A 20,555-nucleotide genomic window follows, 5' to 3' on the forward strand; every position below is an offset into this window, starting at 1 on the left:
CCTTGACCTTTCGGCCCGCCGAGCGCATAAGCGCGCCCTTCCGGCGCAGAGCAATCGCGCCCTCTACCGCTACGGCCCCCAGGTCTTATCTGGGACGAGAGCGGCGAGGCCCCCCGTCGACGTGATCGTCCACGGGGGTCGATTGCGTTTGGGCCACAGGAGAGACTTTTGTTCGACGCGCTAACAGATCGGCTGTCATCCGTCTTCGACCGGCTCTCCGGTCGCGGCGTGCTGTCCGAGAAGGATATCGACGAGGCGCTGCGCGAGGTCCGCGTGGCCCTGCTCGAGGCCGATGTCGCCCTGCCCGTCGTTCGCGAGTTCATCGCCAAGGCCAAGGAAAAGGCCGCGGGCCAGGATGTGATCCGCTCGATCCGTCCCGCCGACCAGGTGGTGAAGATCACCTATGACGGCCTGGTGGAGATGCTGGGGGGCGAGGGCGGCGCCGAGGGGCTGAACATCAGCCTCAACCCGCCCACCGTGATCCTGATGGCGGGCCTGCAGGGCTCGGGCAAGACCACCACGGCGGCCAAGCTGGGCCTCAAGCTCGGCAAGGACCGCAAAAAGGTCCTGCTGGCGTCCCTGGACACCCGCCGCCCCGCGGCCATGGAGCAGCTGGCCACCCTGGCCGTGGCGGCCGGCGTCGACTCTCTGCCCATCGTGGCCGGCCAGAGCGCCCCGGATATCGCCCGGCGCGCCATGAGCGCCGCCAAGCTGCAGGGCTACGACATCCTCATCCTCGACACCGCCGGGCGCACGACGCTCGACGAGGCGATGATGAGCGAGGCCGCGGAGATCGCGCGGATCGCCAATCCGTCGGAAACCCTGCTGGTGGCCGACAGCCTCACCGGCCAGGACGCGGTGCGCACCGCCAAGGCCTTCCATGAGCGCCTGCCGCTCACCGGCCTGGTGCTGACCCGAGCCGACGGCGACGGGCGCGGCGGCGCGGCGCTGTCCATGCGCGCGGTCACCGGCCTGCCCATCAAGTTCCTGGGCGTTTCGGAGAAGATCGACGGCCTGGACGTCTTCGACGCCGCCCGCGTGGCCGGCCGCATCCTGGGCCAGGGCGACGTCATCGCCCTGGTGGAGAAGGCCAGCGCCGACCTCGACGTCGCCAAGGCCGAGGCCATGGCCAAGAAGCTGGCCAAGGGCCAGTTCGACCTGGACATGATGGCCGACCAGTTCGCCCAGATGAAGAAGATGGGCGGCATGGAGGGCCTGATGGGCTTCCTCCCCGGCGTCCAGAAGATGAAGAAGCAGATCGCCGAGGCCAATATCTCGGACAAGGCCCTGGACCGGCAGGCGGCGATCATCTCCTCCATGACCAAGTTGGAGCGGAAGAAGCCCGACATCCTGGCCGCCTCGCGCAAGCGCCGAATCGCCAAGGGCGCGGGCGTCGACGTCTCCGAGGTCAATCGCCTGCTGAAGCAGCACCGCCAGATGGCCGACGCCTTCAAGGCGATGAGCAAGGACGGCGGCAAGGGCTTCGCCCGCATGGCCGGCATGATGGGCGGCGGCGGCGGGGCGGACCGGCTGAAGTCGCTTGGCGGCGGCAAGCTGGCCATGCCCGACCAGAACCAACTCGAGGCGCTCGGCAAGATGGCCGGGGGCGGGGGCAAGCTGCCCGGCCTCGGCGACGGGCTCCCCAAACTTCCCGGCCTGGGCGGCGGCCTGCCCCCTGGCCTCAATCCCTTCAAGAAATCCTAGAGATAACAAGGACTAACCTATGCTGAAGATCCGTCTCGCCCGTGGCGGCGCCAAGAAGCGCCCCTACTATTCCATCGTCGTCGCCGACAGCCACTCGCCCCGCGATGGCCGCTTCATCGAGAAGGTGGGCACCTACAACCCTCTGCTGAAGCGTGACGACCCGACCCGCGTCACCCTGAAGCTGGAAAGCATCCAGGCCTGGATCGCCAAGGGCGCCCAGCCCACCGACCGCGTCGCGCGCTTCCTGGCCCAGGCCGGCGTCGTGAAGTGGGAACACGGCAACAACCCCAACAAGGGCAAGCCCGGCAAGAAGGCCGTCGAGCGTACAGAAGAGCGCGCCCAGCGCGACGCCGCCGCCGCCGCGGCCCTGGAAGAAGCCAAGAACGCCCCGGCTCCCGAGCCGGAACCCGAAGCCGCGCCGGTTGAAGAGGCTCCGGCCGCCGAAGCCCCCGCCGCCGAGGAAGCCCCGGCTGCTGAAGAAGCGCCCGCCGCTGAAGCTGCTCCGACCGCTGAAGAAGCCCCGGCCGCTGCTGAACCGGCGCCCGCCGAGGAAGCCGCCGCCGAGCCGGCCGCCGCCGAAGACAAGGCTGAAGGCTAAGGCTTGAGACGGAGGCGGTTGTCCCATGGCTGACCGCCTCCTCCAGGTCGCCCGCGTCGCCGGAGCCTTCGGCGTGCGCGGGGAGATCCGCATCACCACCTTCACCGAAGACCCTCTCGCGCTGGCGGCCTACAGAGTCCTGACGCGCGAGGACGGGTCCCCGGGCCTGACCATCACGACGGCGCGGGCGGTGAAGGGGGCGGTGATCGCGAGAGCCGCGGGAATCGACACCCGCGACCAGGCCGAGGCCCTGCGCGGCCTCAAGCTGTTCATCGCCCGCGAGGCTCTTCCCGCGCCCGACGAGGATGAATTCTATCACGCCGACCTGCTGGGCCTCTCCATCGAGACCGCCGAAGGCGAGCCTATGGGCAAGGTCAAGACCATCCAGGACTTCGGGGCCGGCGACCTCATCGAGGTTCAGCCGCCGATGGGCGCCAGCTGGTGGCTGCCCTTCACCCGCGAAGCGGTGCCCGAGGTTCGCCTGGCCGAGGGCAAGCTGATCGCCGTGCGCCCCGCCGAGATCGATGGCGACGCCGCGGACGAGGGCTAGCCGAACCGCTTGTTGAAGCTCGGCAGACCTTCCGACAGCTGGGTGAGGGGGTCTGACTCCCCGTCCTTCAGATAGGCCGCCGTGGCCCTCGCCAGGGTCCCGTAGGCCGCCGCGAACAGGCCGCCGCCCGATGACAGGCGCCGGACGCCCGCCGCCTGCAGCCTGGCCGCGTTGGGTAGGCCGGGTCGCGCCATGGCGTTGAACGGCAGGGCGATCTCACGCGCAAAGACCGTCAGCAAGGCCTCGTCGGTGGGACCGGGCACGAAGATTCCGTCCGCCCCAGCCGCCTCATAGGTCTTGGCCCGCGCAAGCACCTCGGCCTGCGCGGGCTCGCCGGTGGCCAGGCCCTTCAGATAGACGTCGGTGCGGGCGTTGATGAACAGAGCGACGCCGGCCTGGTCGGCGGCCTTGCGCGCCACCTCGATCTTGCGGGCGTGCAGGGCGACGTCGCGCCGGCCGTCTTCCAGGTTGATCCCCACGGCGCCGGCGCCCACCACCGCCTTGATGGTTCCGGCCAGCTCAGCGAGGTCATCGGTGTAGCCACCCTCGATGTCGGCGGTGAGCGGGACCTTCAGCACGCGCGCCATCTCGGCGATCGCGGTGAGCAGCAGGGGGACCGGGAAGAAATCGCCGTCGGCGTAGCCGTGGGCCCAGGCGACGGCGGCGCTGGAGGTGGCGACGGCCTTGGCGCCGGCGTCCTCCATGACCGCGGCGCTGGCGGCGTCCCAGGCGTTGGGCAGGACCAGGATCTCGGGGCCGGCGTGCAGGGCCTTGAAGGCGGCGGCTTGGCTCATGGGCGTCTCCTCATATCGTCTAGGACGATATAGGAAGCGCCACCGCGACATGCTCGCAGATATCGGACTCAAACAGACCCTGAGAACCGGCTGAACGATCAGTGGCCGTGCGGGCCCTCATAGACGCCCGGCGCCAGACGCTCGTCCTCGGGAACTTCGGTTCCGTGGGCCAGGACGAAGCGGCGGTCGCAATAGGGGCACTCGACGAAGGCCGCCTCGCCCATCTCCAGCCAGACCCGCGGATGGCCCAGAGCCCCGCCGACGCCGTCACAGGCGATGCGGCCCGAGCGCACCACGACGGTTTCCGGCGCGGGCAGGTCCGGCGTCAGGGCCGGCTTGGCGGGCATGGGCTCGACGTGGGCGCCCTGGTTGGGGACGGGGGTGGCTTTGCGGGCCATGATGCAAACTCTCCGGCGGGGGACGCTTGGCGATCGGTCCCCACGGGCCCAAGCTTTTTGAGGATCAAAAAGCCTGAGCTTAAACTTGAGGGCGTGACGGTCGTCCGAACCGACTTCCACTCCGGACTGCCACGCCCTACGTATGCGACCATAGCTTTACGCGTCAATCGCGCCTGTTTTCGAAAAGTCCCGCATGACCCTTCCCGACTACGCCATCGAGGCCAAGGGCCTAGTGAAGACCTATCCAGCCACCAAGACCACCCCCGAAATGCTGGCCCTGAAGGGGATCGACCTCGTCATTCCGCGCGGCTCGATCTTCGGCCTGCTGGGGCCGAACGGGGCGGGGAAGTCGACCTTCATCAATATCCTGGCGGGGCTCTGCAAGAAGACCTCCGGCACGGTCTCCATCTGGGGCCGGGACATCGACGAGCGTCCCCGCGACGCCCGGGCCGCCATCGGTGTGGTGCCGCAGGAGATCGCCGCCGACCCCTTCTTCACCCCCCGCGAGAGCCTGGAGGTCCAGGCGGGCATGTACGGCGTGCCGGCCAAGGAGCGCCGGACCATGGAGCTGCTCAATGCGCTGGGCCTCGGCGACAAGGCCAACGCCTATGTCCGGCAACTCTCCGGCGGCATGAAGCGCCGGCTTATGGTGGCCAAGGCGATGACCCATAACCCGCCCGTCCTGATCCTCGACGAGCCCACGGCGGGCGTCGACGTCGAACTGCGCAAGCAGCTCTGGAACTATGTGGTGGAGCTGAACCGCAAGGGCGTCACCATCGTGCTCACCACGCACTATCTGGAAGAGGCCCAGGAACTCTGCGACCAGATCGCCATCGTCAACCGGGGCCAGGTGGTGGCCTGCGAACCCACTGGGACCCTGCTGGCCCGCATGGATATCCGCAACGTGGTGGTGACGCCGGAAGAACCGGTGACCTCGGCCCCGACCCTGCCGGGCTTCGAGACCAGGCTTCGACCGGCCGGCGCCTTCGCCGTCTCCTACCGCACCGGTCAGTCCAGCGTGGAGCAGGTGCTGGCCGCCGTGCGCGCCGCGGGCCTGCACATCAAGGATATCGCCACGGAAGACCCCGACCTGGAGGACGTATTTGTGTCCCTCACCTCGGCGCCCGCGCCCATCGACGCCTGAGCCTTCCGTTCCGCGCGGCTTTCCGCTAGAAGCGCTTTTCCGAAACGCACCCGTAGCTCAGCTGGATAGAGCGTTGCCCTCCGAAGGCAAAGGTCACACGTTCGAATCGTGTCGGGTGCGCCAACGGACTCCCAAGAATTTCGGGTTTCCGTCCCACGCCAGGTCGCGGCCCGGCGGGTCCTGAAGATCAATCCCCGCACGTGACGTCCGGCCCGATTGACACCCCCCCCGGCCGGCCCACTGATAGGCGAATTCATCCGGCGTTACGACCGGCGTTCATTTTGTAGGAAACCATAATGGCCAGCTCGGCGCAGATTCCCGGCGCGCGCGTACCTCTTCGCACCAAATTCTTCTTCGGCCTCGGCGCCACCGCCGAGAGCATCACCCTGGCCGCGGTCGGCGGCTATGCGATGTTCTACTACAATCAGGTCCTGGGCCTGCCCGCGACGCTCGCGGGCCTCGCCATCACGGTCAGCCTGGTGCTGGACGGGTTCGCCGATCCCATCATCGGCTCACTGTCGGACCGCACGCGCGGCAAGCTCGGCCGTCGCCACCCCTATATGTATCTGGCGCCGGTGCCTGTGGCGCTCTGCATCGTGGCCCTGTTCAACCCGCCGGCGGTCTTCTCGCACCTGTGGCTGTTCGTCTGGTTCTCGGGCTTCATCGTCACCCTGCGGGTGTTCATGGCCGTCTACCACGTGCCGCACCTGGCGTTGGGGGGCGAGCTCTCCGGCGACTATACCGAACGCACCCGGGTCATGAGCTGGAACAACCTGCTGGGCATGATCGGCACGGCGGGCACCAGTTTCGTGGCGCTGACCTTCTTCTTCCACAAGACCGCGGAATATCCGCGCGGCCTGCTGAACCCCCACGCCTATACGCCCTTCGCCTTCGCGGTGGCGGGCTCGGGCATGCTGCTGCTGCTGGCTTCGGCCTGGTTCACCCGCGACCGGATCCCGCTGCTGCCCAAGACCCCGGACGACCTGCCGCCCTTCAGCCCCTTCGAGTTCATGAAGGACATGGGCAGCGCGTTCTCAAACCGGAACTACGTCTTCCTGCTGATCGCCTACTTCTTCCTGTCCCTGATGCTCGGTATTCGCCAGGGCCTGGGGCTCTACATGAACACCTTCTTCTGGGAGTTCACGTCCGAGCAGATCCGCTGGTTCGTGATCGGCACCATCAGCGGCTACTTCCTGGGGTTCGCCACCGCGGCCAGGCTGCACGGGCGGTTCGACAAGAAGATCGCCATCATCGTCACATGCGTCCTGCTTTCGACGATCCCGGCCATCGCGCCGTCCTTGCGGATCCTCGGCCTGTTCCCCGAACCGGGCGAGCCGATGCTGCTGCCGCTGATCATCCTCTTCACCGGCCTGGGCTCCTGCGTGGCCAGCATCATGAGCATCAGCGTCATGTCGGCCCTGGCCGATATCGCCGACGAGAATGAGGTCCGCTACGGCTACCGGCAGGAGGGGGTGCTCTATTCGACGCGAGCCCTGTTCTCCAAGATCGACGCCGCCATCGGTCACTTCTTCGCCGGCATGGCCCTGGACATCGTGGCCTTCCCCGAAAAGGCGCAGCCGGGACAGGTCGATCGCCAGACCCTGATGGACCTGGCCCTGGTGGACGCGCCCATCGCCACCATTCCGGGCCTGATCGCGGTGTTCTTCTACGCGCGCTACAAGATCAACCGGAAGAGCTACGACGCCACCCAGGCTCAGCTCCAAGTCCTGCGCCGCGAGCGGGCCGCCAAGGCCGCGCCAGCCGGCCAGCCGGGCGCCGAGCCCGATGGCATCGTCGGTGAGACGACGACCTAGACGATCAGGCGGGCGCGGATGGCCTCACAGGTGGCCGCGTCCGCCCCTATCGCATCCAGATAGGCCCCGACCGAACCGCTGCGCGCCTGGATCGAGGCGAAGGCGGCCTCCAGGTAAGTGGCGTCCACCCCCAGGAAGGCGCGCACCGCCGTCTCCGAGGGCCGCTTGCCGAGGGACGCCTCCAGGGCCTGGGTGACCATCGGCAGCCGCACATCGACTCGGGCGGCGAGGTTGGTGAGCAGGTAGTCGGCGCGAATGTCATCATCGTGAACGCCCAGCACGTGGTGGGTGAGGGCCGCCAGCAAGCCCGTACGGTCCTTGCCGGCTGTGCAATGGATCAGCACCGGGCCTTGGTCCCCGGCCAGGGCGGCGAAGTAGCGGCCGAAGAGCTCCAGGTGGCGCGGCTCAAAGGGCGCCTTGTCGTAATAGTCGAGGAAGAAGGCCCGCGCGCTTTCGGGGGTCAGGTCGGTCTCGCGAAGGAAGGCCACGTGCGGCGCCTCGGTCTGGTCGCCCAGGTCGCAGTGGATCACCTGGGCCGCGAAGCCCTCGTGGCGCAGACTGGGATCATTGTCCCGCTCCCGGGGACGGCGCAGGTCCACCACGGTGGCGAGCTTGAGGTCCGCCATCACAGCCAGATCGGCCGGCGTGGCGCGGGCCTGATGGGCGGCGCGGAACAGCTGGCCTGAGGCTATGCGACCCCCGCGCGCGGCGTACCCACCGTAGTCGCGGAAATTCTCGACGCCCTCCAGGGGCAGGATGCGGGGATGGGTCATGAGCGCTTCCATGAGGCTCATGACCTAGACAACAAGTGTGACGGCTGGCCTAGAGCTGGTTGTACTCGCCGCAGCGGCACTTCACGACCACCTCGCGGGCCGAGGCCTCATCCTTGCCCACCAGGATCACCGCGTCGCAGGCGCCGCAGGTGAAGGCCGCGCCGATCTCGGAGGTCTTGTCGAGGTCGATGGCGACCGCTTCCACCAGGTCCCGGCGGCCGATGAACAGACTGGGGAACACACGCATCGAAGTCATGATCATCGAACTCGCCTCACTATGGCTCAATCTCACCGGGTCAAGAGCTGACCCTGCAAGAACCAGGGTTATGAACTGCAATTGCTGCAATGCAATGACACCTAGCGCCCCTTTTTCGTAAAGGTTCCCGGCGCCCGGCGGGCGAACAATTTTCGCATCGCAACATCGCTGCCGCCCGGTTTACGATCAGCGGGCCTGGGCGTCCATCAGACTGCCGGCATAGGCCGCGTGGCCGACATGGGTCAGACGAGTCTGGAAGTCGGCGAACACCCTTCCTCCCAGGTCCCGCCATCGGCGGCAGAAAGCGTAGTCCTCCGAGAGATGCTCGCCGGTATCGGGTTCGATGAAGGTCTCGAAGATCATCGTGGCCTGTGAGGTCCCGCCACCCGAGGTGTCGCCGAGCCGCGCCTTGAGCTCCGGATGGGCGGCGGCGACCCGCTCCACCACGGCGCGCTTGATCAGCATGAAGCCCGTCCCGAGATAGGCGACGGGGCCAAAGCCGTCGTCATCGACCTCGACGCTGTTGTCCGGCGTGGGGATGAAGCGGACCACATAGCCCACCGAGGCGGCCATCAGGTCGCGTTTGCCGTCGGTGACGGCCTGGCGCACCTTGGCCCAGTCGATGCTCTTGATGGGATAGACGCCGCCCACCAGGTCGCGATCGGCGTCCAGCAGCCGGAAAACCTGCTCGGGCCGAAAACCGATGTCGGCGTCGACGAACAGCAGGTGGCTGGCCTCGCTCTTCAGGAACTTGTCGGCCATGGCCGCACGGGCCCGCGTGATCAGGGCGTCGCCGCCGCCCAGCTCCACGGTCAGTCCCACGCCCCGCGCCGCGCAGGCGGCCTGAAGGTCCAGGACCGAGCGCATGTAGTGGATGTGGGCCAACCCACCATAGCAGGGCGTCGCCAGAAAGATCGATGCGGCCTTGGCCATGAAACGCCCCTGTTTGGAGGCCAGCTTCCCGTGCGCCGGCCCGCAGGGCAAGGCGTCTAGTAAACCAGATCGAAGCTCGCCAGCGCCGCGGCGGCGGTGAGGAAGAGGATCACCGCCAGGATCTCATAGCGCTTGAAGAGGGGCCCATTCGGCGATCGCATCTTGGTCTCCAGGACGTCCCAGAGCGGGACACCGAGGTTTTGTCAGGGCAAGCGTCAGGCCAGCCCTCAGGGGCGCGCCGGAACCTTGCCGGGCCAGGTGAGGAAGCCGTTGCGGTCGCGGCCCGCCGCTTCGCGTGGGGCGCACCCACCGCAACCCCGATCGCCGCCATGGCGGTCATAGCCGCCGCGCTCCCGGTGGCCGCCGTGGTGCTCATAGCCCCCGGCATAGCGACGGGCGCCGTAGCCCTCAGACTGTTCGGAATAGCGCTCGCTGAAGGTTTCACGGTCCTCGACGCTCACCACCCGGCCCTGGATGCGGCGATCGGGAACGTCGACATAGCCGTCATACTCAGGCGCGGGCCCGGCGGCGTAGGATCGCTGTTGCGCATACCCGTACTCACGGACCTCCCCATAGTCGCGCTCGACCTCGCGCTCGGCCTGGCGTCGCTGGACGTGGCTGACGCGGCGCATGGCGGGGCGAGCGGCCTGGCGGTGGACGGCGGGACGATAGGCCGGCTGTTCCGGCTCCGGCGCCATGGCGGTGGGCTGGGCGGCGATGGGGGTCGGGGCGGCGGCCGGCGGGCAGGAGGCCGGCGTCGCGGCCGGCTTGCAGCAGCAGTCGGCGGGCTTGGCCACAGGCGCCTGGGCGATCTTCAGGGCGCCGGTCGAATCACAGGCGGCGAGGGCCAGGAAGGCCAGGACGGGAATGAGGGAGCGCATGCTCATGGCTGGATCTTCCGGCGGCCCGAAAACGAGGGTCGGGGCCACCGTTGGAGATCAGGCGCCGTTAACGCTGTGACTTTCACCGTGCGCGCGAAGAAAGCTCTCCACCAACTCGGCGTAGAGGTGAAATCCCTTATAGGCCGCGAAATCCGGGGCGGCCCAACGCCAGGCGTGGGCGAAGGCCGCCAGGCGTTCTGGGCTTTCCAGCAGAGCCGCGAAGGGCGTCAGCCACACTCGGATGGTGAAGAGCACGCCCCCGGTCCGCGGCAGCCGGCGCACGGTCTGGCGCTCCACCCGGGTGAACAGCGCCTGGCCGACATCGCCAGGCGCAATCTCGCCGATGCGAGCCCGGACCGGGGCGGAGAACGGGGTGAAGGGCTGATCGGAATTGACCACCGACCAGTTGCGCCGTTGCAGGATGAGCCCAGGACGCAGGCCGTCGAAGATGCGCGCCAGCCGCACCAGGAAGCGGTCGTTGAAGCCGTTCACCGGGCCGTGGATCTCTGCCAGGCTCTTTCCCAGCACGTCGGCGGCGGTGAAGAAGGTCGGCGCCGAGAGGCTCAGGGCGCTGACCCGCCAGTGACCGCCCGACTTCTCCACCAGCACCAGGTCGTCGGCGACGGTGCGCGAGGCGGCATAGAGCGGTGGCGGGTCGCCGGCGGGTCCGACCCCGATCAGGGCGGCGACCTCTATCTGACCGGGCCGCGACGCAGCCGTCTCCCCCCAGACCAGGTCGCGGTATTGGGCGTAGAGGGGGTCCTTGCGCGCCGCGGGATCCGCCTCTCCCCCCTCCAGCCAGCGAGCCTCCTCGATGGGCGCCAGGCCGATGGCGAAGTCGGCGCCTGCCTCCCAGGGTCGGTGGCTCATCGCCGCCGCAGCCTTCCGATCAGGGCGTAGACCGCCAGGGCCGCGACGACCCCCAGGGTGTCGGCCATCAGATCACGCCAGTCGCCCTGCCGACCGAACCCGAGGGTCGCCTGCAGCACCTCCACCGCCGCGCCCACGGCGATGGCGAAGGCGGCGATGGCGCGAGGCCGGTGGTGGGAAAGCAGCAGACCGGTCATCGTCAGGACAAACCAGGCGATGCCGTGATGGATCTTGTCGCCCATGGGGGCCGAGGGCAGGTCCTGCTGCGGGATCAGGCACAGGGCCAGCAGGATAGCGGTGGCCACGGCATAGAGGGCGAGGCGCAGTGGGCGCGGCAGGGAAGCGAGAAACATGTCCGCTAACTTGCACGTCTCTCCTTGCGTCTCTAGCGTCGCGCCGATTTTCAAGGACGGAGCAGGCAATGGCGGTCGAGGCGGTGATCTGGGATTTCGGCGGGGTGTTCACCTCCTCGCCCTTCGAGGCTTTCGCCCGCTATGAGAGCGAGAACGGTGTGCCCAAGGACCTGATCCGCCGGGTCAATTCGACCAATCCCGACACCAACGCCTGGGCGCTTTTCGAACGCAACGAGATCGACACCAGGGGCTTCGACCAGCTCTTCCTGGAGGAGTCGACCGCGCTGGGTCATCCGATCCCCGGCAGCCATGTCCTGCCCCTGCTGTCGGGCATGGTGCGGCCGCGCATGGTGGCGGCGCTGAAGGCCTGCAAGGAACACTTCAAGGTGGGCTGCATCACCAACAACATGGTCAGCATGCATTCCCCGGGCGCCGACGCCCCGCAGCGGGCGGCGGGCGCCATGGGTCAGATCATGCCGCTGTTCGACCACATCATCGAAAGCTCCAAGGCCGGCGTCCGCAAGCCCGACCCGAAGATCTACCTGATGATGTGCGAGGCCCTGTCGATCGAGCCGGCGAACTGCGTCTATCTCGATGACCTGGGCATCAACTGCAAACCGGCCGCGGCGCTCGGCATGAAGGCCATCAAGGTGGTGGATGTCGACCAGACCCTGTCCGAGCTGGCCGCCGCCACCGGCCTCACCTTCGACGAGGTCGCCGCGTGAGCCGCCCAGACAAGATCGGCGCGGCGGCGGCCCTGGCCAAGCTGCCGGGCTGGAACGCCCTGGGCGGCGACCGCGACGCCATCACCCGCACCTATCTGTTCCCCGACTTCAACACCGCCTTCGGCTTCATGGCCCGGGCCGCCCTGATGGCCGAGAAGCTGGACCACCATCCGGAGTGGTTCAATGTCTACAACCGGGTCGAGGTCACCCTGGCCACGCACGACGCTGACGGGGTGACCGAGCTGGACGTGACCCTGGCCGCTTTCATGGATGACGCGGCCCACCACGCGGGCTTGAAGAACTAGTTCACCAGGATTGTACCCAGCAGCAGCTTGCCGCCTGGGCCGCCGAGGACGCGGTCGGTTTCGCGCTGCAGTTCGCGGGCGATGAACTCGGCGTTGGGGGCGGTGGAGGGCGACAGGCCCGAGGCGTAGATCTGCAGGGCCTGCACAAATCCCGCACGGAACCGAGGGATCAGCAGATCGGCCTTGGCCCGCTGGTCGGTGTTGGGAATGTCGATCCCCGTCTCCACGGTCAGCACGCCGCGCCGGCCGTCGGGACGCATGATGGTGGCGGTCAGGGTGGGAAGCTGCAGGTAGGAAAGCCCGCCGCCCTTCTTCTTTTCGGTCTTCTCCCCGCCCCCGGACGCCTGGGCGGCCACCGGCAGGGCGGCGGCGAGGGCGGCGAGACTCATCAGGCGGCGGCGATCCATGCGTGACGGTGTGCCGCATTATGGTTAGCGGTCTCTTTACGCGGGGCGTTCGACAGTGCGGCGAAGATTCGCACGACCGATCACGCATTTGATCGGTCTTCTGGGTTAGAGCGGGCGCGGGCGGAAAACCGGTTCCCACTTTTTCTCGCCCGCTCTTGATGGAGCCCGCCCTTGGGCCGTTTCGCGCCAACCTCTCTCGATCTCGACGGCAAGGTGATCCTGGTCACCGGCGGCACGGGGTCCTTTGGCAAACGCTTCATCGAGACCGTCCTGCTGCGCGCCAGGCCACGCAAGCTGATCGTCTATTCCCGCGATGAGCTGAAGCAGAGCGAGATGCAGACCGACCTGGCCGAGAAATTCCCGGCCGAGCAACTGACCTGCATGCGGTTCTTCCTCGGCGACGTCCGCGACCGCGAGCGCCTGACCCTGGCCCTGCGCGGGGTCGACATCGTGATTCACGCCGCGGCGCTCAAGCAGGTGCCGGCGGCGGAGTACAACCCGTCAGAATGCATCCACACCAACATCATGGGCGCCGAGAACGTAGTCTGGGCCTGCCTGACCAACCGGGTGCAGCGGGTGATCGCGCTTTCCACCGACAAGGCCTGCAACCCGGCCAATCTCTACGGCGCCACCAAGCTGGCCTCCGACAAGACCTTCGTGGCGGCCAACAATCTCTCCGGTGACATCGGCGCCAAGTTCTCCGTCGTCCGGTATGGCAATGTGGTGGGTTCACGCGGCTCGGTGGCCCCGGTCTTCCAGCGGCTGCTGGCGCGGGGCGCCAAGGAATTGCCGATCACCGACCCGCGGATGACCCGGTTCTGGATCACCCTGAACCAGGGGGTCGACTTCGTGCTCTCGTCCCTGTCCCTGATGCGCGGCGGCGAGATCTTCGTCCCCAAGATTCCCTCGATGAAGATGACCGCGCTCGCCGAGGCCATGGCGCCCGGCATACCCATCAAGGTGATCGGCATCCGGCCGGGCGAGAAGCTGCACGAGATGATGATCTCGGTGGATGACGCCCGCACCACCGTCGACCTGGGGGACCGCTACGCCATCGAGCCGGCCTTTGTGGAGTACACCCGGGAGAGCTACGCCAAGACCCATCCCATGGCGGCGGACGGCTTCTGCTACGCCAGCGACACCAATGACGAATGGCTGAGCGGCGAAGGCCTCATGGCGCTGATCAACGATCCGGCTCCGGTGGCCCCACCGCTGCGCCGGCGACTGACCGACTGATGTCTCAAAAGCTGCTCCCCTATGGCCGCCAGACCATCGAGGACGACGATATCGCCGCCGTCGCCCAGGCCCTGCGCGGCGAATTCCTGACCACCGGACCCCTGGTCGAGGCCTTCGAGACCGCCTTCGCCGAGAAGGTCGGCGCGCGCCACGCCGTGGCCTGCGCCAATGGCACGGCGGCCCTGCACCTGGCCATGCTGGCGCTCGATGTGCAGCCCGGTGAGGTCTGCATCGTCCCCTCCATCACCTTCCTGGCCACCGCCAACTGCGCCCGTTACGTCGGCGCTGAGGTGGTGTTCGCCGACGTCGATCCGGCGACGGGCCTGATGACGCCCGACACCCTGGCCGACGCCCTGACCCGGGTGGGCGACCGCAGGCTTCGCGCCGTCCTGCCTGTTCATCTGCGCGGCGACACCGCCGAGCTTCCGGCGCTCGCGGACCTAGCCCAGACCGCCGGCGCCGTGCTGGTGGAGGACGCGCCCCATGCGCTCGGCTCCACCATGAGCTTCGGCAATACAAGCGAACGGGTGGGCGACGGGCGCCACTCGGCCATGGCCACCTTCTCCTTCCATCCGGTCAAGACCATCGCCACCGGCGAGGGCGGCATGGTCACCACCAATGACGACCGGCTGGCCCAGCGCCTGCGCGCCCTGCGCACCCACGGCATGGTGCGCCCCGAGGGCGCCGATCCGTGGATCTATGAGATGCCCGAGCCGGGCTTCAACTACCGCCTGCCCGACATCCTCTGCGCGCTCGGCCTCTCTCAGCTGGCCAAGCTCGACCGCTTCGCCGCCCGTCGGAGGGTGCTCGCCGCGCGCTACGCCGAGGCCCTGAAGCCGCTGGCGCCCCTCGTGAAGCCTGCGACCCGCCCCGGCTGGAGCGACCCGGTCCTGCACCTGATGGTGGCCCTGATCGACTTCAAGGCCGCCGGCAGGACGCGCCGGCAGGTGGTGGACGATCTCAAAGCCCGCGGGGTCGGGACTCAGGTCCACTACATCCCCGTCCATACCCAGCCCTACTACCGCGACCGCTACGGGCCGATGGAGCTGCCGGGGGCGGAGGAATGGTATCGGACCTGCCTGTCGCTGCCGCTGTACCCCGGCATGGCCGACGAGGATGTGGACCGGGTGATCCTTGCCCTGTCTGAGGTTCTGGGTCTCTGAGGGCAGGTTTGGGCGCGAGATGAAGTGGTTCACCCACCTCTAATTTCGATATATCGAAATCAGGCGGCCGCCGCCACGGCGGTCATGGCCTGGAGCAGTTCGCGGACCTGGCCCATGCGTTCGGGCGCGCGGGCCAGTTCGGCCCGGGTGTCGTCGCGGCGGACCAGTTTCAGGGCCTCGGCGCGGGCGCGGTCGGCGGTGGGGCCGAGGGGGGCGGTGTCGCCGATGGCCATGCGCAACAGGGTCATCAACCGTTGGACCGGCCCCTGGGAAGACTTGGCGACGATGGAGACGATCTTGGAGTCGGCCTCCACCATGCCGCCGACATCGCCGATCTTGGCCTGGATGGGACCGTAGTCCTCCGGCGCCAGGCCGGCGCGGGCCGCCTGTTTCTGCAGCTTGGCCAGGACTTCCAGCTTGACGGCGGGGCTGTCGGAGCTCTGCCGGAATTCCTTCTCGAAGCGCATGCCGCTGACATTGGCCGCCAGATAGCGGCCGGCCTGACGCTTGTTGGCGGCGCCGATGACGTTCTCCACAAGCCACATCAGGGCCTCGACCTCGGCGCGGGAGGTGCGGCTGGTTCCGAGATAGGCCTCGACGAAGTCGCCGGTGACCAGCATCCGCGAGCGGGTGACGAAGGCCTCCTGCACATCGTCCAGGGAAATCATGGTCCCGGCCGCGCAGGTCAGCGCCATGGCCAGGGCCCGCATGACCGCGATCTCACCCTCGGCGTCTCCGGGCCGAAGACGGCGCGGGCCGGTGAGGTCGCGGACGACGCGCTTGGCGATGGCCAGACGCACGGCGCCAAAGTCCTCGGTGGACAGCCAGCGGGCCAGGCGCTGGCCGGTCTCCGACAGGGGCGGCATCACCCGCTGCACCGAGGGTTCGATGCGCATCAGGGCGTCGACCGGATCACAGGCCACCAGCCGGGTCATGGCCGCGAGGCGCGCGCCCAGGTCCAGGTCCTTGCCGATGATGTCGTCCAGGCCGGACTTGGAGCCCAGAATCTCGGCCAGGGGCTGTTCGATGACCGCGAGCGCCAAGGCGCGCGGCGGTCCGGCCAGGGGAGCCGAATCGGCAAGCTCCAGCAGGCGGGTGACCTTCTCGGTCCAGCTGCGGGCCGGTGCGATGGACACCGCGACCCCGGCGCCCAGCAGATAGGCGCGCTCAGGGTGCTGGGCGACGCGCTCGGCGGCCCGGGCGAAGCCTTCCTTGTCGAGGTTGGGCAGCTCGCCCTTGCGGGTGTCCTTGAGCAGCCGCTCGATGGCGCGCTCCACCAGGCCCTGGAAGACGCGGATCAGTTCATGGACTGACAGGCCGCGGGCCTGGGCCTCGGGAATGGCGAGCTTCTGGATCGCGTGCTGCAGGTCGGTGCCCGAGGCCTCGAGCTCTTCCACCAGATCGGCCCGGTGCAGCAGTTCGAAAGGCGTCGCGCCCTTGCGCTCCAGGAAGCCCTCCAGCAGGCGGCCGATCCGGTCGCGGGCGTGGATGGTGTAGAGGTCCTGCGGGCTGACACAGAGCGGGTCGTTGTCTTCCTTGATCTTGGACTTCTTCGGCGGCTCGGCGTTGCCCAGGTTGAGAATGCCGATCGACTGGAACTCACGGGTCTCGGGGTCGAGGGTTTCCTTGGTGACGCGGACCGCGGCCACCTTGCCCTCTTTCATCATGTCATTGGCGGCCGCCAGCGCCGCGGCGCGGTTCTCGGTCGCAAGATCAAGCGCCCAGCCGCCGGCCGGCGTCCGTTTGCTGAAAACCTCGTAGTGAACCTGAGCGCCGTCCATAGTCCCCCCAAGAACAGGCACTGTGACGCAACAACCCTAAAAACAGTTTACTGCGACAAAGTGGCGCTCGCGGCGGCTGACGCGTTAAGGAGACAGCCGCCGCTTCGCCGCCCGCCCCATTGAGGCCACGCTGCGGGGCGACTAGCTTCCGTCAGGCTTCCAAGAAGGAAATTGTTCGAGCCCATGGCCAAGATCACCCTGGTGGACGACGACGAGAACATCGTCACGTCGGTCAGCCTCGCCCTCGAGAGCCACGGCCATACCGTGAAGGCGTATTTCGACGGCGCCGCCGGCCTGGCGGCGCTGGAGAACGATCCGCCCGACCTGGCCATCCTCGACGTGAAGATGCCGCGCATGGACGGCATGGAGGTGCTGCGCCGACTTCGACGGACGTCGGACCTGCCGGTGATCATCCAGACCTCCAAGGACGAGGAGATCGACGAGATCCTCGGCTTCAACCTCGGCGCCGACGACTACATGCACAAACCCTTCAGCCAGCGCCTGCTGATCGAGCGGGTGAAGGCGGTGCTGCGCCGGGCCGGGGCCGACGCCGAGGAGGCGCTGGCCACGCCCGGCGACACCAGCGCACGGGCCTTGAAGCGCGGCAAGCTGACCCTCGACCCCGCCCGCCACGACTGCCTGTGGGAAGGCCGCCCGGTGAAGCTGACGGTCACCGAGTTCCTGCTGCTGCAGTCCCTGGCCCAGCGGCCCGGCTTCGTGAAGAGCCGGGACAACCTGATGGACGCCGCCTACGACGATCAGGTCTATGTCGACGACCGGACCATCGACAGCCACATCAAGCGGATGCGGAAGAAGTTCCGCGAAGTCGACCCTGAGTTCGACGGCATCGAGACCCTTTATGGCGTCGGATACCGATACCGCGAGACCTGACCCGGGACGGCTGTCCTCATGGTTCAGCTGGCTTCCAGGCTCGCGCCTGGGGCGGCTCATCATCGTGCTCAACCTGCTGGGCCTGACGATCCTGATCGCCGGGGCCCTGGTGCTGAACGAACTGCGGCGCGGGCTGGTCAACGCCCGCATCGACAGCCTGACCACCCAGGGCGAGCTGATGGCCACCATCATCGACCAGGCGGCCACGGTGGGCGAACCCCTGCCGGCCATGGACGGCGCCTATGCCAGCCAGATCCTGCAGCTGCTCTCCAATCCCCGCACCCAGCGCGCGCGGCTGTTCGATTCAAAGGGCCGGCTGATCGCCGACAGCTACTGGGTGGCCGACCGGGTGGAGTGGAAGGTGCTGCCGCCGGCCCGCGCCCGCGACGACGACCCGGGATTCTCCCTGCAGCTCAACAAGGGTCGCGAGCCCCCCGGTCCCCAATCCGAGGTCAAGAAGGCGCTCGCCTTCGAGGTGGCCCAGGCCCTGAACGGCAAGCACTGGTCAGGCATGCGCCCCGGCGACGACGGCGAGCGGGTGGTGTCGGTCTCGATCCCCATCCAGCATGTCCAGGCGGTGCTGGGCGTCCTGACCCTGGAGGCCAGCGACGTGGACCAGATCATCGCCCGCGAGCGGATGGCCCTGATCCCCTTCATCCTGATCGCCATCGGGGTGACGCTGGCCTCATCCCTGTTGCTGAACAGCCTGATCGCCCAGCCGGTGCGCCGCCTGGCCCGCGCCGCCGACCGGGTGCGCCTGAGCCGCGCGCGCTCCATCTCCCTGCCCGATATCGCTAAGCGCGACGATGAGCTCGGCGACCTGACCCGGTCCCTGCAGGACATGACCCACGTGCTGAGCGAGCGCATGGACGCCATCGAGCGGTTCGCCGCCGATGTGGCCCACGAGATCAAGAACCCGCTGACCTCCCTGCGCTCGGCGGTGGAGACCCTGGAGCTGGTGAAGGATCCGACGGCCCGCGAACGGCTGCTCGCCATCCTGCAGCAGGATGTCACCCGCCTGGACCGACTGGTGACCGACATCTCCAACGCCTCGCGTCTGGACGCTGAGCTCTCGCGGGAGGATCCCAAGGCTTTCGACCTGGGCCACCTAATCGGAGAGGTGGTGCAGCTCTACAAGGACACCGCCAAGCCCGGCGAGCCGACGGTGGCCTACGCTCCGCCCGACGTGCTGGAGCCGATCATGGTCTCGGGGCGCGAGGGGCCGCTGGGCCAGGTGCTGCGCAACCTGGTGGACAACGCCCGCTCCTTCAGTCCGCCCGGCGGCGAAGTGCGGGTCACCCTGGAACGCAACAAGGGCGAGGCGACGGTCGGCGTCGAGGACGACGGGCCCGGCATCCCTCCCGACAATCTGGAGACCGTGTTCGAGCGGTTCTACACCTCGCGGCCCAAGGGCGCGGCGTTCGGCGGCAATTCGGGACTCGGCCTGTCGATCGCCCGCCAGATCGTCGCCGCCCAGGGCGGGACGATCCGGGCCGAAAACCGCAGCGACGCGGACGGACGGGTGACCGGCGCGCGGTTCACCGTGGCGCTGCCCGAGGCGCGGCGATGATCCTTCACGCCGGTTTGATCGCCGCCCACATGGGCGGCGGCTGGCGCGGCGCCCTGATCGAGGGCCCGTCCGGCGCGGGCAAGAGCGACCTGGCCCTGCGCTGCCTGGACCAGGGCTTCCGGCTGGTGGCCGACGATCGGGTGCAGATCTGGGCCTGCGAGGGCGTTCTCTACGGCCGCGCCCCCGACGCCCTGTCCGGCCGGATCGAGGTCCGCGGCCTCGATGTACTCAGGCAACCCGCCATCGCCTGGTGCCGCATCAGCCTGTGCGTCCGTTGCGGGACGCCGGAACGAATGCCCGAGCCGGGCTTTGTCGACTACGTTGGGTTGAAGACCCCGCTCGTGACTCTCGCGCTGCTTGAGTCATCGGCGCCCGCGAGGCTGAGTCGCGCATTACGACATCTTGGAGGCGGACAATAAGCAGCGTATCTAGGCGGCCTCGCGGCCGGCGTTTCGCCGCAGCCGGGTGGGGATTCCCGTTGAGAGAGTTGGCATGATCGGCCTCGTGATCGTCACGCACGGGCGCTTGGCCGAGGAATTCGTCTTCGCCATGGAGCACGTGGTGGGACCGCAGACCGCGGTCGCCGCCATCTGTATCGGGCCTGAAGATGACATGGAAAAGCGTCGCAAGGACATCCTGGCGGCCTGCGAGCAGGTGGAGGCCGGCGACGGGGTCATCCTGCTGACCGACATGTTCGGCGGCACGCCCTCCAACCTGGCCATCTCGGTCATGGAGCAGACCAAGGCCGAGGTGATCGCCGGCCTGAACCTGCCGATGCTGATCAAGCTGGCCAGCGTGCGCGCCAAGCTGTCGCTGCAGGACTGTGTGGCCCACGCTCAGGAGGCCGGCCGCAAGTACATCTCCGTCGCCTCCTACGTGCTGGCTGGCGAGAAATGACGGCCAGCCGCTCGGTCGAGATCATCAACAAGCGGGGCCTGCACGCGCGGGCCTCGGCCAAGTTCGTCAAGACGGCCTCGACCTTCGACGCCGAGGTGACGGTCTCCAAGGACGGCGCCACGGTGGACGCCCGCTCCATCATGGGTCTCATGATGCTCGCCGCCGGCCCCGGCTGCTGCATCGAGATCCAGGCCCAGGGCGCCGAGGCCGGACCCGCTCTCGATGCGCTGGCCAAACTCGTCGCCGACCGGTTCGACGAGGACGAGTAGGCCTTCTGAGGCTGGCGCTTCGGCGACGCCGAAAGAAGAATGTCCACGAACCTTACGAACAGATTTTCCTCCCCTGCGCAGCGGGGGAGGGGGACCGCGCGTAGCGTGGTGGAGGGGGCGAGACCGGGCGCCGAGCTTGAGGCCGCCCCCCCCACCCCCCAACCGCGGTCCCCCACCCCCCCGGCGCCGGGGGGGGAAATATTGTGGGAATGTTGGTGGTCATTATTATTTAGGCGTCGGCGG

General features: G+C 68.1%; 24 protein-coding genes and 1 tRNA gene. 15 read left to right on the forward strand and 10 right to left on the reverse strand.

Features of this window, described 5'->3' with window-relative positions:
- The first annotated feature begins 168 nt into the window (after positions 1-168).
- Genes ffh through rimM form a run of 3 tightly spaced genes read left to right on the forward strand, consistent with a single transcriptional unit; the run spans position 169 to position 2,852 of the window.
- Entirely contained in the window at positions 169-1,704 is a 1,536-nt protein-coding gene (gene ffh / locus RMO97_RS05700) for a signal recognition particle protein (protein WP_310539560.1), read from the forward strand.
- Between the two features lie 19 nt (positions 1,705-1,723).
- Complete coding sequence (rpsP, locus tag RMO97_RS05705; protein ID WP_310539561.1) at positions 1,724-2,302, forward strand: 30S ribosomal protein S16; 579 nt, start codon at positions 1,724-1,726, stop codon at positions 2,300-2,302.
- Positions 2,303-2,327: 25 nt separating this feature from the next.
- Positions 2,328-2,852, forward strand: a complete 525-nt coding sequence (rimM, locus tag RMO97_RS05710; protein WP_310539562.1) for a ribosome maturation factor RimM — start codon at positions 2,328-2,330, stop codon at positions 2,850-2,852.
- Here rimM and RMO97_RS05715 read toward each other — a convergent pair.
- Positions 2,849-3,646, reverse strand: a complete 798-nt coding sequence (locus RMO97_RS05715) for an isocitrate lyase/phosphoenolpyruvate mutase family protein (RefSeq protein WP_310539563.1) — start codon at positions 3,644-3,646, stop codon at positions 2,849-2,851. The genes rimM and RMO97_RS05715 overlap by 4 nt on opposite strands.
- 98 nt (positions 3,647-3,744) lie before the next feature.
- The gene (locus RMO97_RS05720) at positions 3,745-3,993 is read right to left on the reverse strand and encodes a zinc-finger domain-containing protein (RefSeq protein ID WP_310539583.1); all 249 of its coding nucleotides are present in this window, start codon (positions 3,991-3,993) and stop codon (positions 3,745-3,747) included.
- Between the two features lie 244 nt (positions 3,994-4,237).
- On the opposite strand from RMO97_RS05720, the gene RMO97_RS05725 reads away from it, so the two are divergent.
- The 3 genes from RMO97_RS05725 (at position 4,238) to RMO97_RS05735 (ending at position 7,002) form a co-directional block, all read left to right on the forward strand.
- A complete protein-coding gene (locus RMO97_RS05725; protein WP_310539564.1) occupies positions 4,238-5,188 on the forward strand; it encodes an ABC transporter ATP-binding protein in 951 nt (316 codons plus the stop codon).
- Between the two features lie 46 nt (positions 5,189-5,234).
- Positions 5,235-5,311 (forward strand) — tRNA-Arg (locus tag RMO97_RS05730).
- A 173-nt stretch (positions 5,312-5,484) separates the two neighbouring features.
- Entirely contained in the window at positions 5,485-7,002 is a 1,518-nt protein-coding gene (locus RMO97_RS05735) for an MFS transporter (RefSeq protein ID WP_310539565.1), read from the forward strand.
- Here the strand turns inward: RMO97_RS05735 and RMO97_RS05740 are convergent.
- From RMO97_RS05740 to RMO97_RS05770, 6 genes are all read right to left on the reverse strand, one after another.
- The gene (locus RMO97_RS05740; RefSeq protein WP_310539566.1) at positions 6,999-7,775 is read right to left on the reverse strand and encodes a tyrosine-protein phosphatase; all 777 of its coding nucleotides are present in this window, start codon (positions 7,773-7,775) and stop codon (positions 6,999-7,001) included. The two genes, RMO97_RS05735 and RMO97_RS05740, sit on opposite strands and share 4 nt — an antisense overlap.
- Before the next feature lie 49 nt (positions 7,776-7,824).
- Positions 7,825-8,037, reverse strand: a complete 213-nt coding sequence (locus RMO97_RS05745) for a hypothetical protein (protein WP_310539567.1) — start codon at positions 8,035-8,037, stop codon at positions 7,825-7,827.
- A gap of 180 nt (positions 8,038-8,217) precedes the next feature.
- On the reverse strand, positions 8,218-8,964 hold the full coding sequence (locus RMO97_RS05750; protein WP_310539568.1) for a hypothetical protein: 747 nt from the start codon (positions 8,962-8,964) through the stop codon (positions 8,218-8,220).
- A 227-nt stretch (positions 8,965-9,191) separates the two neighbouring features.
- Positions 9,192-9,851, reverse strand: a complete 660-nt coding sequence (locus RMO97_RS05760; protein WP_310539569.1) for a hypothetical protein — start codon at positions 9,849-9,851, stop codon at positions 9,192-9,194.
- Positions 9,852-9,902: 51 nt separating this feature from the next.
- Positions 9,903-10,715 carry a heme-dependent oxidative N-demethylase subunit alpha family protein gene (locus RMO97_RS05765; RefSeq protein ID WP_310539570.1) on the reverse strand — a complete coding sequence of 271 codons (813 nt, stop codon included), beginning with the start codon at positions 10,713-10,715 and terminating at the stop codon, positions 9,903-9,905.
- Complete coding sequence (locus RMO97_RS05770) at positions 10,712-11,068, reverse strand: VanZ family protein (protein ID WP_310539571.1); 357 nt, start codon at positions 11,066-11,068, stop codon at positions 10,712-10,714. Before RMO97_RS05770 ends, RMO97_RS05765 begins: the two co-directional genes overlap by 4 nt.
- Positions 11,069-11,136: 68 nt before the next feature.
- Between RMO97_RS05770 and RMO97_RS05775 the strand changes: the two genes are divergently transcribed.
- Together RMO97_RS05775 and RMO97_RS05780 are read left to right on the forward strand one after the other, a co-directional pair.
- Positions 11,137-11,793, forward strand: a complete 657-nt coding sequence (locus RMO97_RS05775; protein WP_310539572.1) for an HAD-IA family hydrolase — start codon at positions 11,137-11,139, stop codon at positions 11,791-11,793.
- On the forward strand, positions 11,790-12,098 hold the full coding sequence (locus RMO97_RS05780) for a 4a-hydroxytetrahydrobiopterin dehydratase (RefSeq protein ID WP_310539573.1): 309 nt from the start codon (positions 11,790-11,792) through the stop codon (positions 12,096-12,098). The genes RMO97_RS05775 and RMO97_RS05780 overlap by 4 nt, the downstream gene beginning before the upstream one ends.
- Here the strand turns inward: RMO97_RS05780 and RMO97_RS05785 are convergent.
- Positions 12,095-12,487: a Tat pathway signal protein gene (locus RMO97_RS05785; protein ID WP_310539574.1), complete on the reverse strand. Its 393-nt coding sequence runs from the start codon at positions 12,485-12,487 to the stop codon at positions 12,095-12,097. The genes RMO97_RS05780 and RMO97_RS05785 overlap by 4 nt on opposite strands.
- A gap of 189 nt (positions 12,488-12,676) precedes the next feature.
- On the opposite strand from RMO97_RS05785, the gene pseB reads away from it, so the two are divergent.
- Positions 12,677-13,741, forward strand: a complete 1,065-nt coding sequence (gene pseB, locus RMO97_RS05790) for a UDP-N-acetylglucosamine 4,6-dehydratase (inverting) (RefSeq protein WP_310539575.1) — start codon at positions 12,677-12,679, stop codon at positions 13,739-13,741.
- Positions 13,741-14,904 (forward strand): UDP-4-amino-4,6-dideoxy-N-acetyl-beta-L-altrosamine transaminase, encoded by a 1,164-nt coding sequence (gene pseC / locus RMO97_RS05795; protein ID WP_310539576.1) that lies wholly within the window; start codon positions 13,741-13,743, stop codon positions 14,902-14,904. Before pseB ends, pseC begins: the two co-directional genes overlap by 1 nt.
- Positions 14,905-14,963: 59 nt before the next feature.
- On the opposite strand, the gene RMO97_RS05800 is transcribed toward pseC, so the two are convergent.
- Positions 14,964-16,685, reverse strand: a complete 1,722-nt coding sequence (locus tag RMO97_RS05800) for a hypothetical protein (RefSeq protein ID WP_310539577.1) — start codon at positions 16,683-16,685, stop codon at positions 14,964-14,966.
- Positions 16,686-16,868: 183 nt separating this feature from the next.
- Here RMO97_RS05800 and RMO97_RS05805 point away from each other — a divergent pair, with 183 nt between their 5' ends.
- From RMO97_RS05805 to RMO97_RS05825, 5 genes are all read left to right on the forward strand, one after another.
- Positions 16,869-17,576 (forward strand): response regulator transcription factor, encoded by a 708-nt coding sequence (locus RMO97_RS05805; protein ID WP_310539578.1) that lies wholly within the window; start codon positions 16,869-16,871, stop codon positions 17,574-17,576.
- Positions 17,545-19,146, forward strand: coding sequence for a stimulus-sensing domain-containing protein (locus RMO97_RS05810; protein ID WP_310539579.1), 1,602 nt, complete (start codon positions 17,545-17,547; stop codon positions 19,144-19,146). Before RMO97_RS05805 ends, RMO97_RS05810 begins: the two co-directional genes overlap by 32 nt.
- Entirely contained in the window at positions 19,143-19,565 is a 423-nt protein-coding gene (locus RMO97_RS05815; RefSeq protein ID WP_310539580.1) for an HPr kinase/phosphorylase, read from the forward strand. The genes RMO97_RS05810 and RMO97_RS05815 overlap by 4 nt, the downstream gene beginning before the upstream one ends.
- 73 nt (positions 19,566-19,638) lie before the next feature.
- On the forward strand, positions 19,639-20,043 hold the full coding sequence (locus RMO97_RS05820; protein ID WP_310539581.1) for a PTS sugar transporter subunit IIA: 405 nt from the start codon (positions 19,639-19,641) through the stop codon (positions 20,041-20,043).
- A complete protein-coding gene (locus RMO97_RS05825; protein ID WP_310539582.1) occupies positions 20,040-20,312 on the forward strand; it encodes an HPr family phosphocarrier protein in 273 nt (90 codons plus the stop codon). The genes RMO97_RS05820 and RMO97_RS05825 overlap by 4 nt, the downstream gene beginning before the upstream one ends.
- Positions 20,313-20,555: the final 243 nt, after the last annotated feature.

This window comes from Phenylobacterium sp., from assembly GCF_031425575.1.
In the GTDB taxonomy this organism is placed as follows: domain Bacteria; phylum Pseudomonadota; class Alphaproteobacteria; order Caulobacterales; family Caulobacteraceae; genus Phenylobacterium.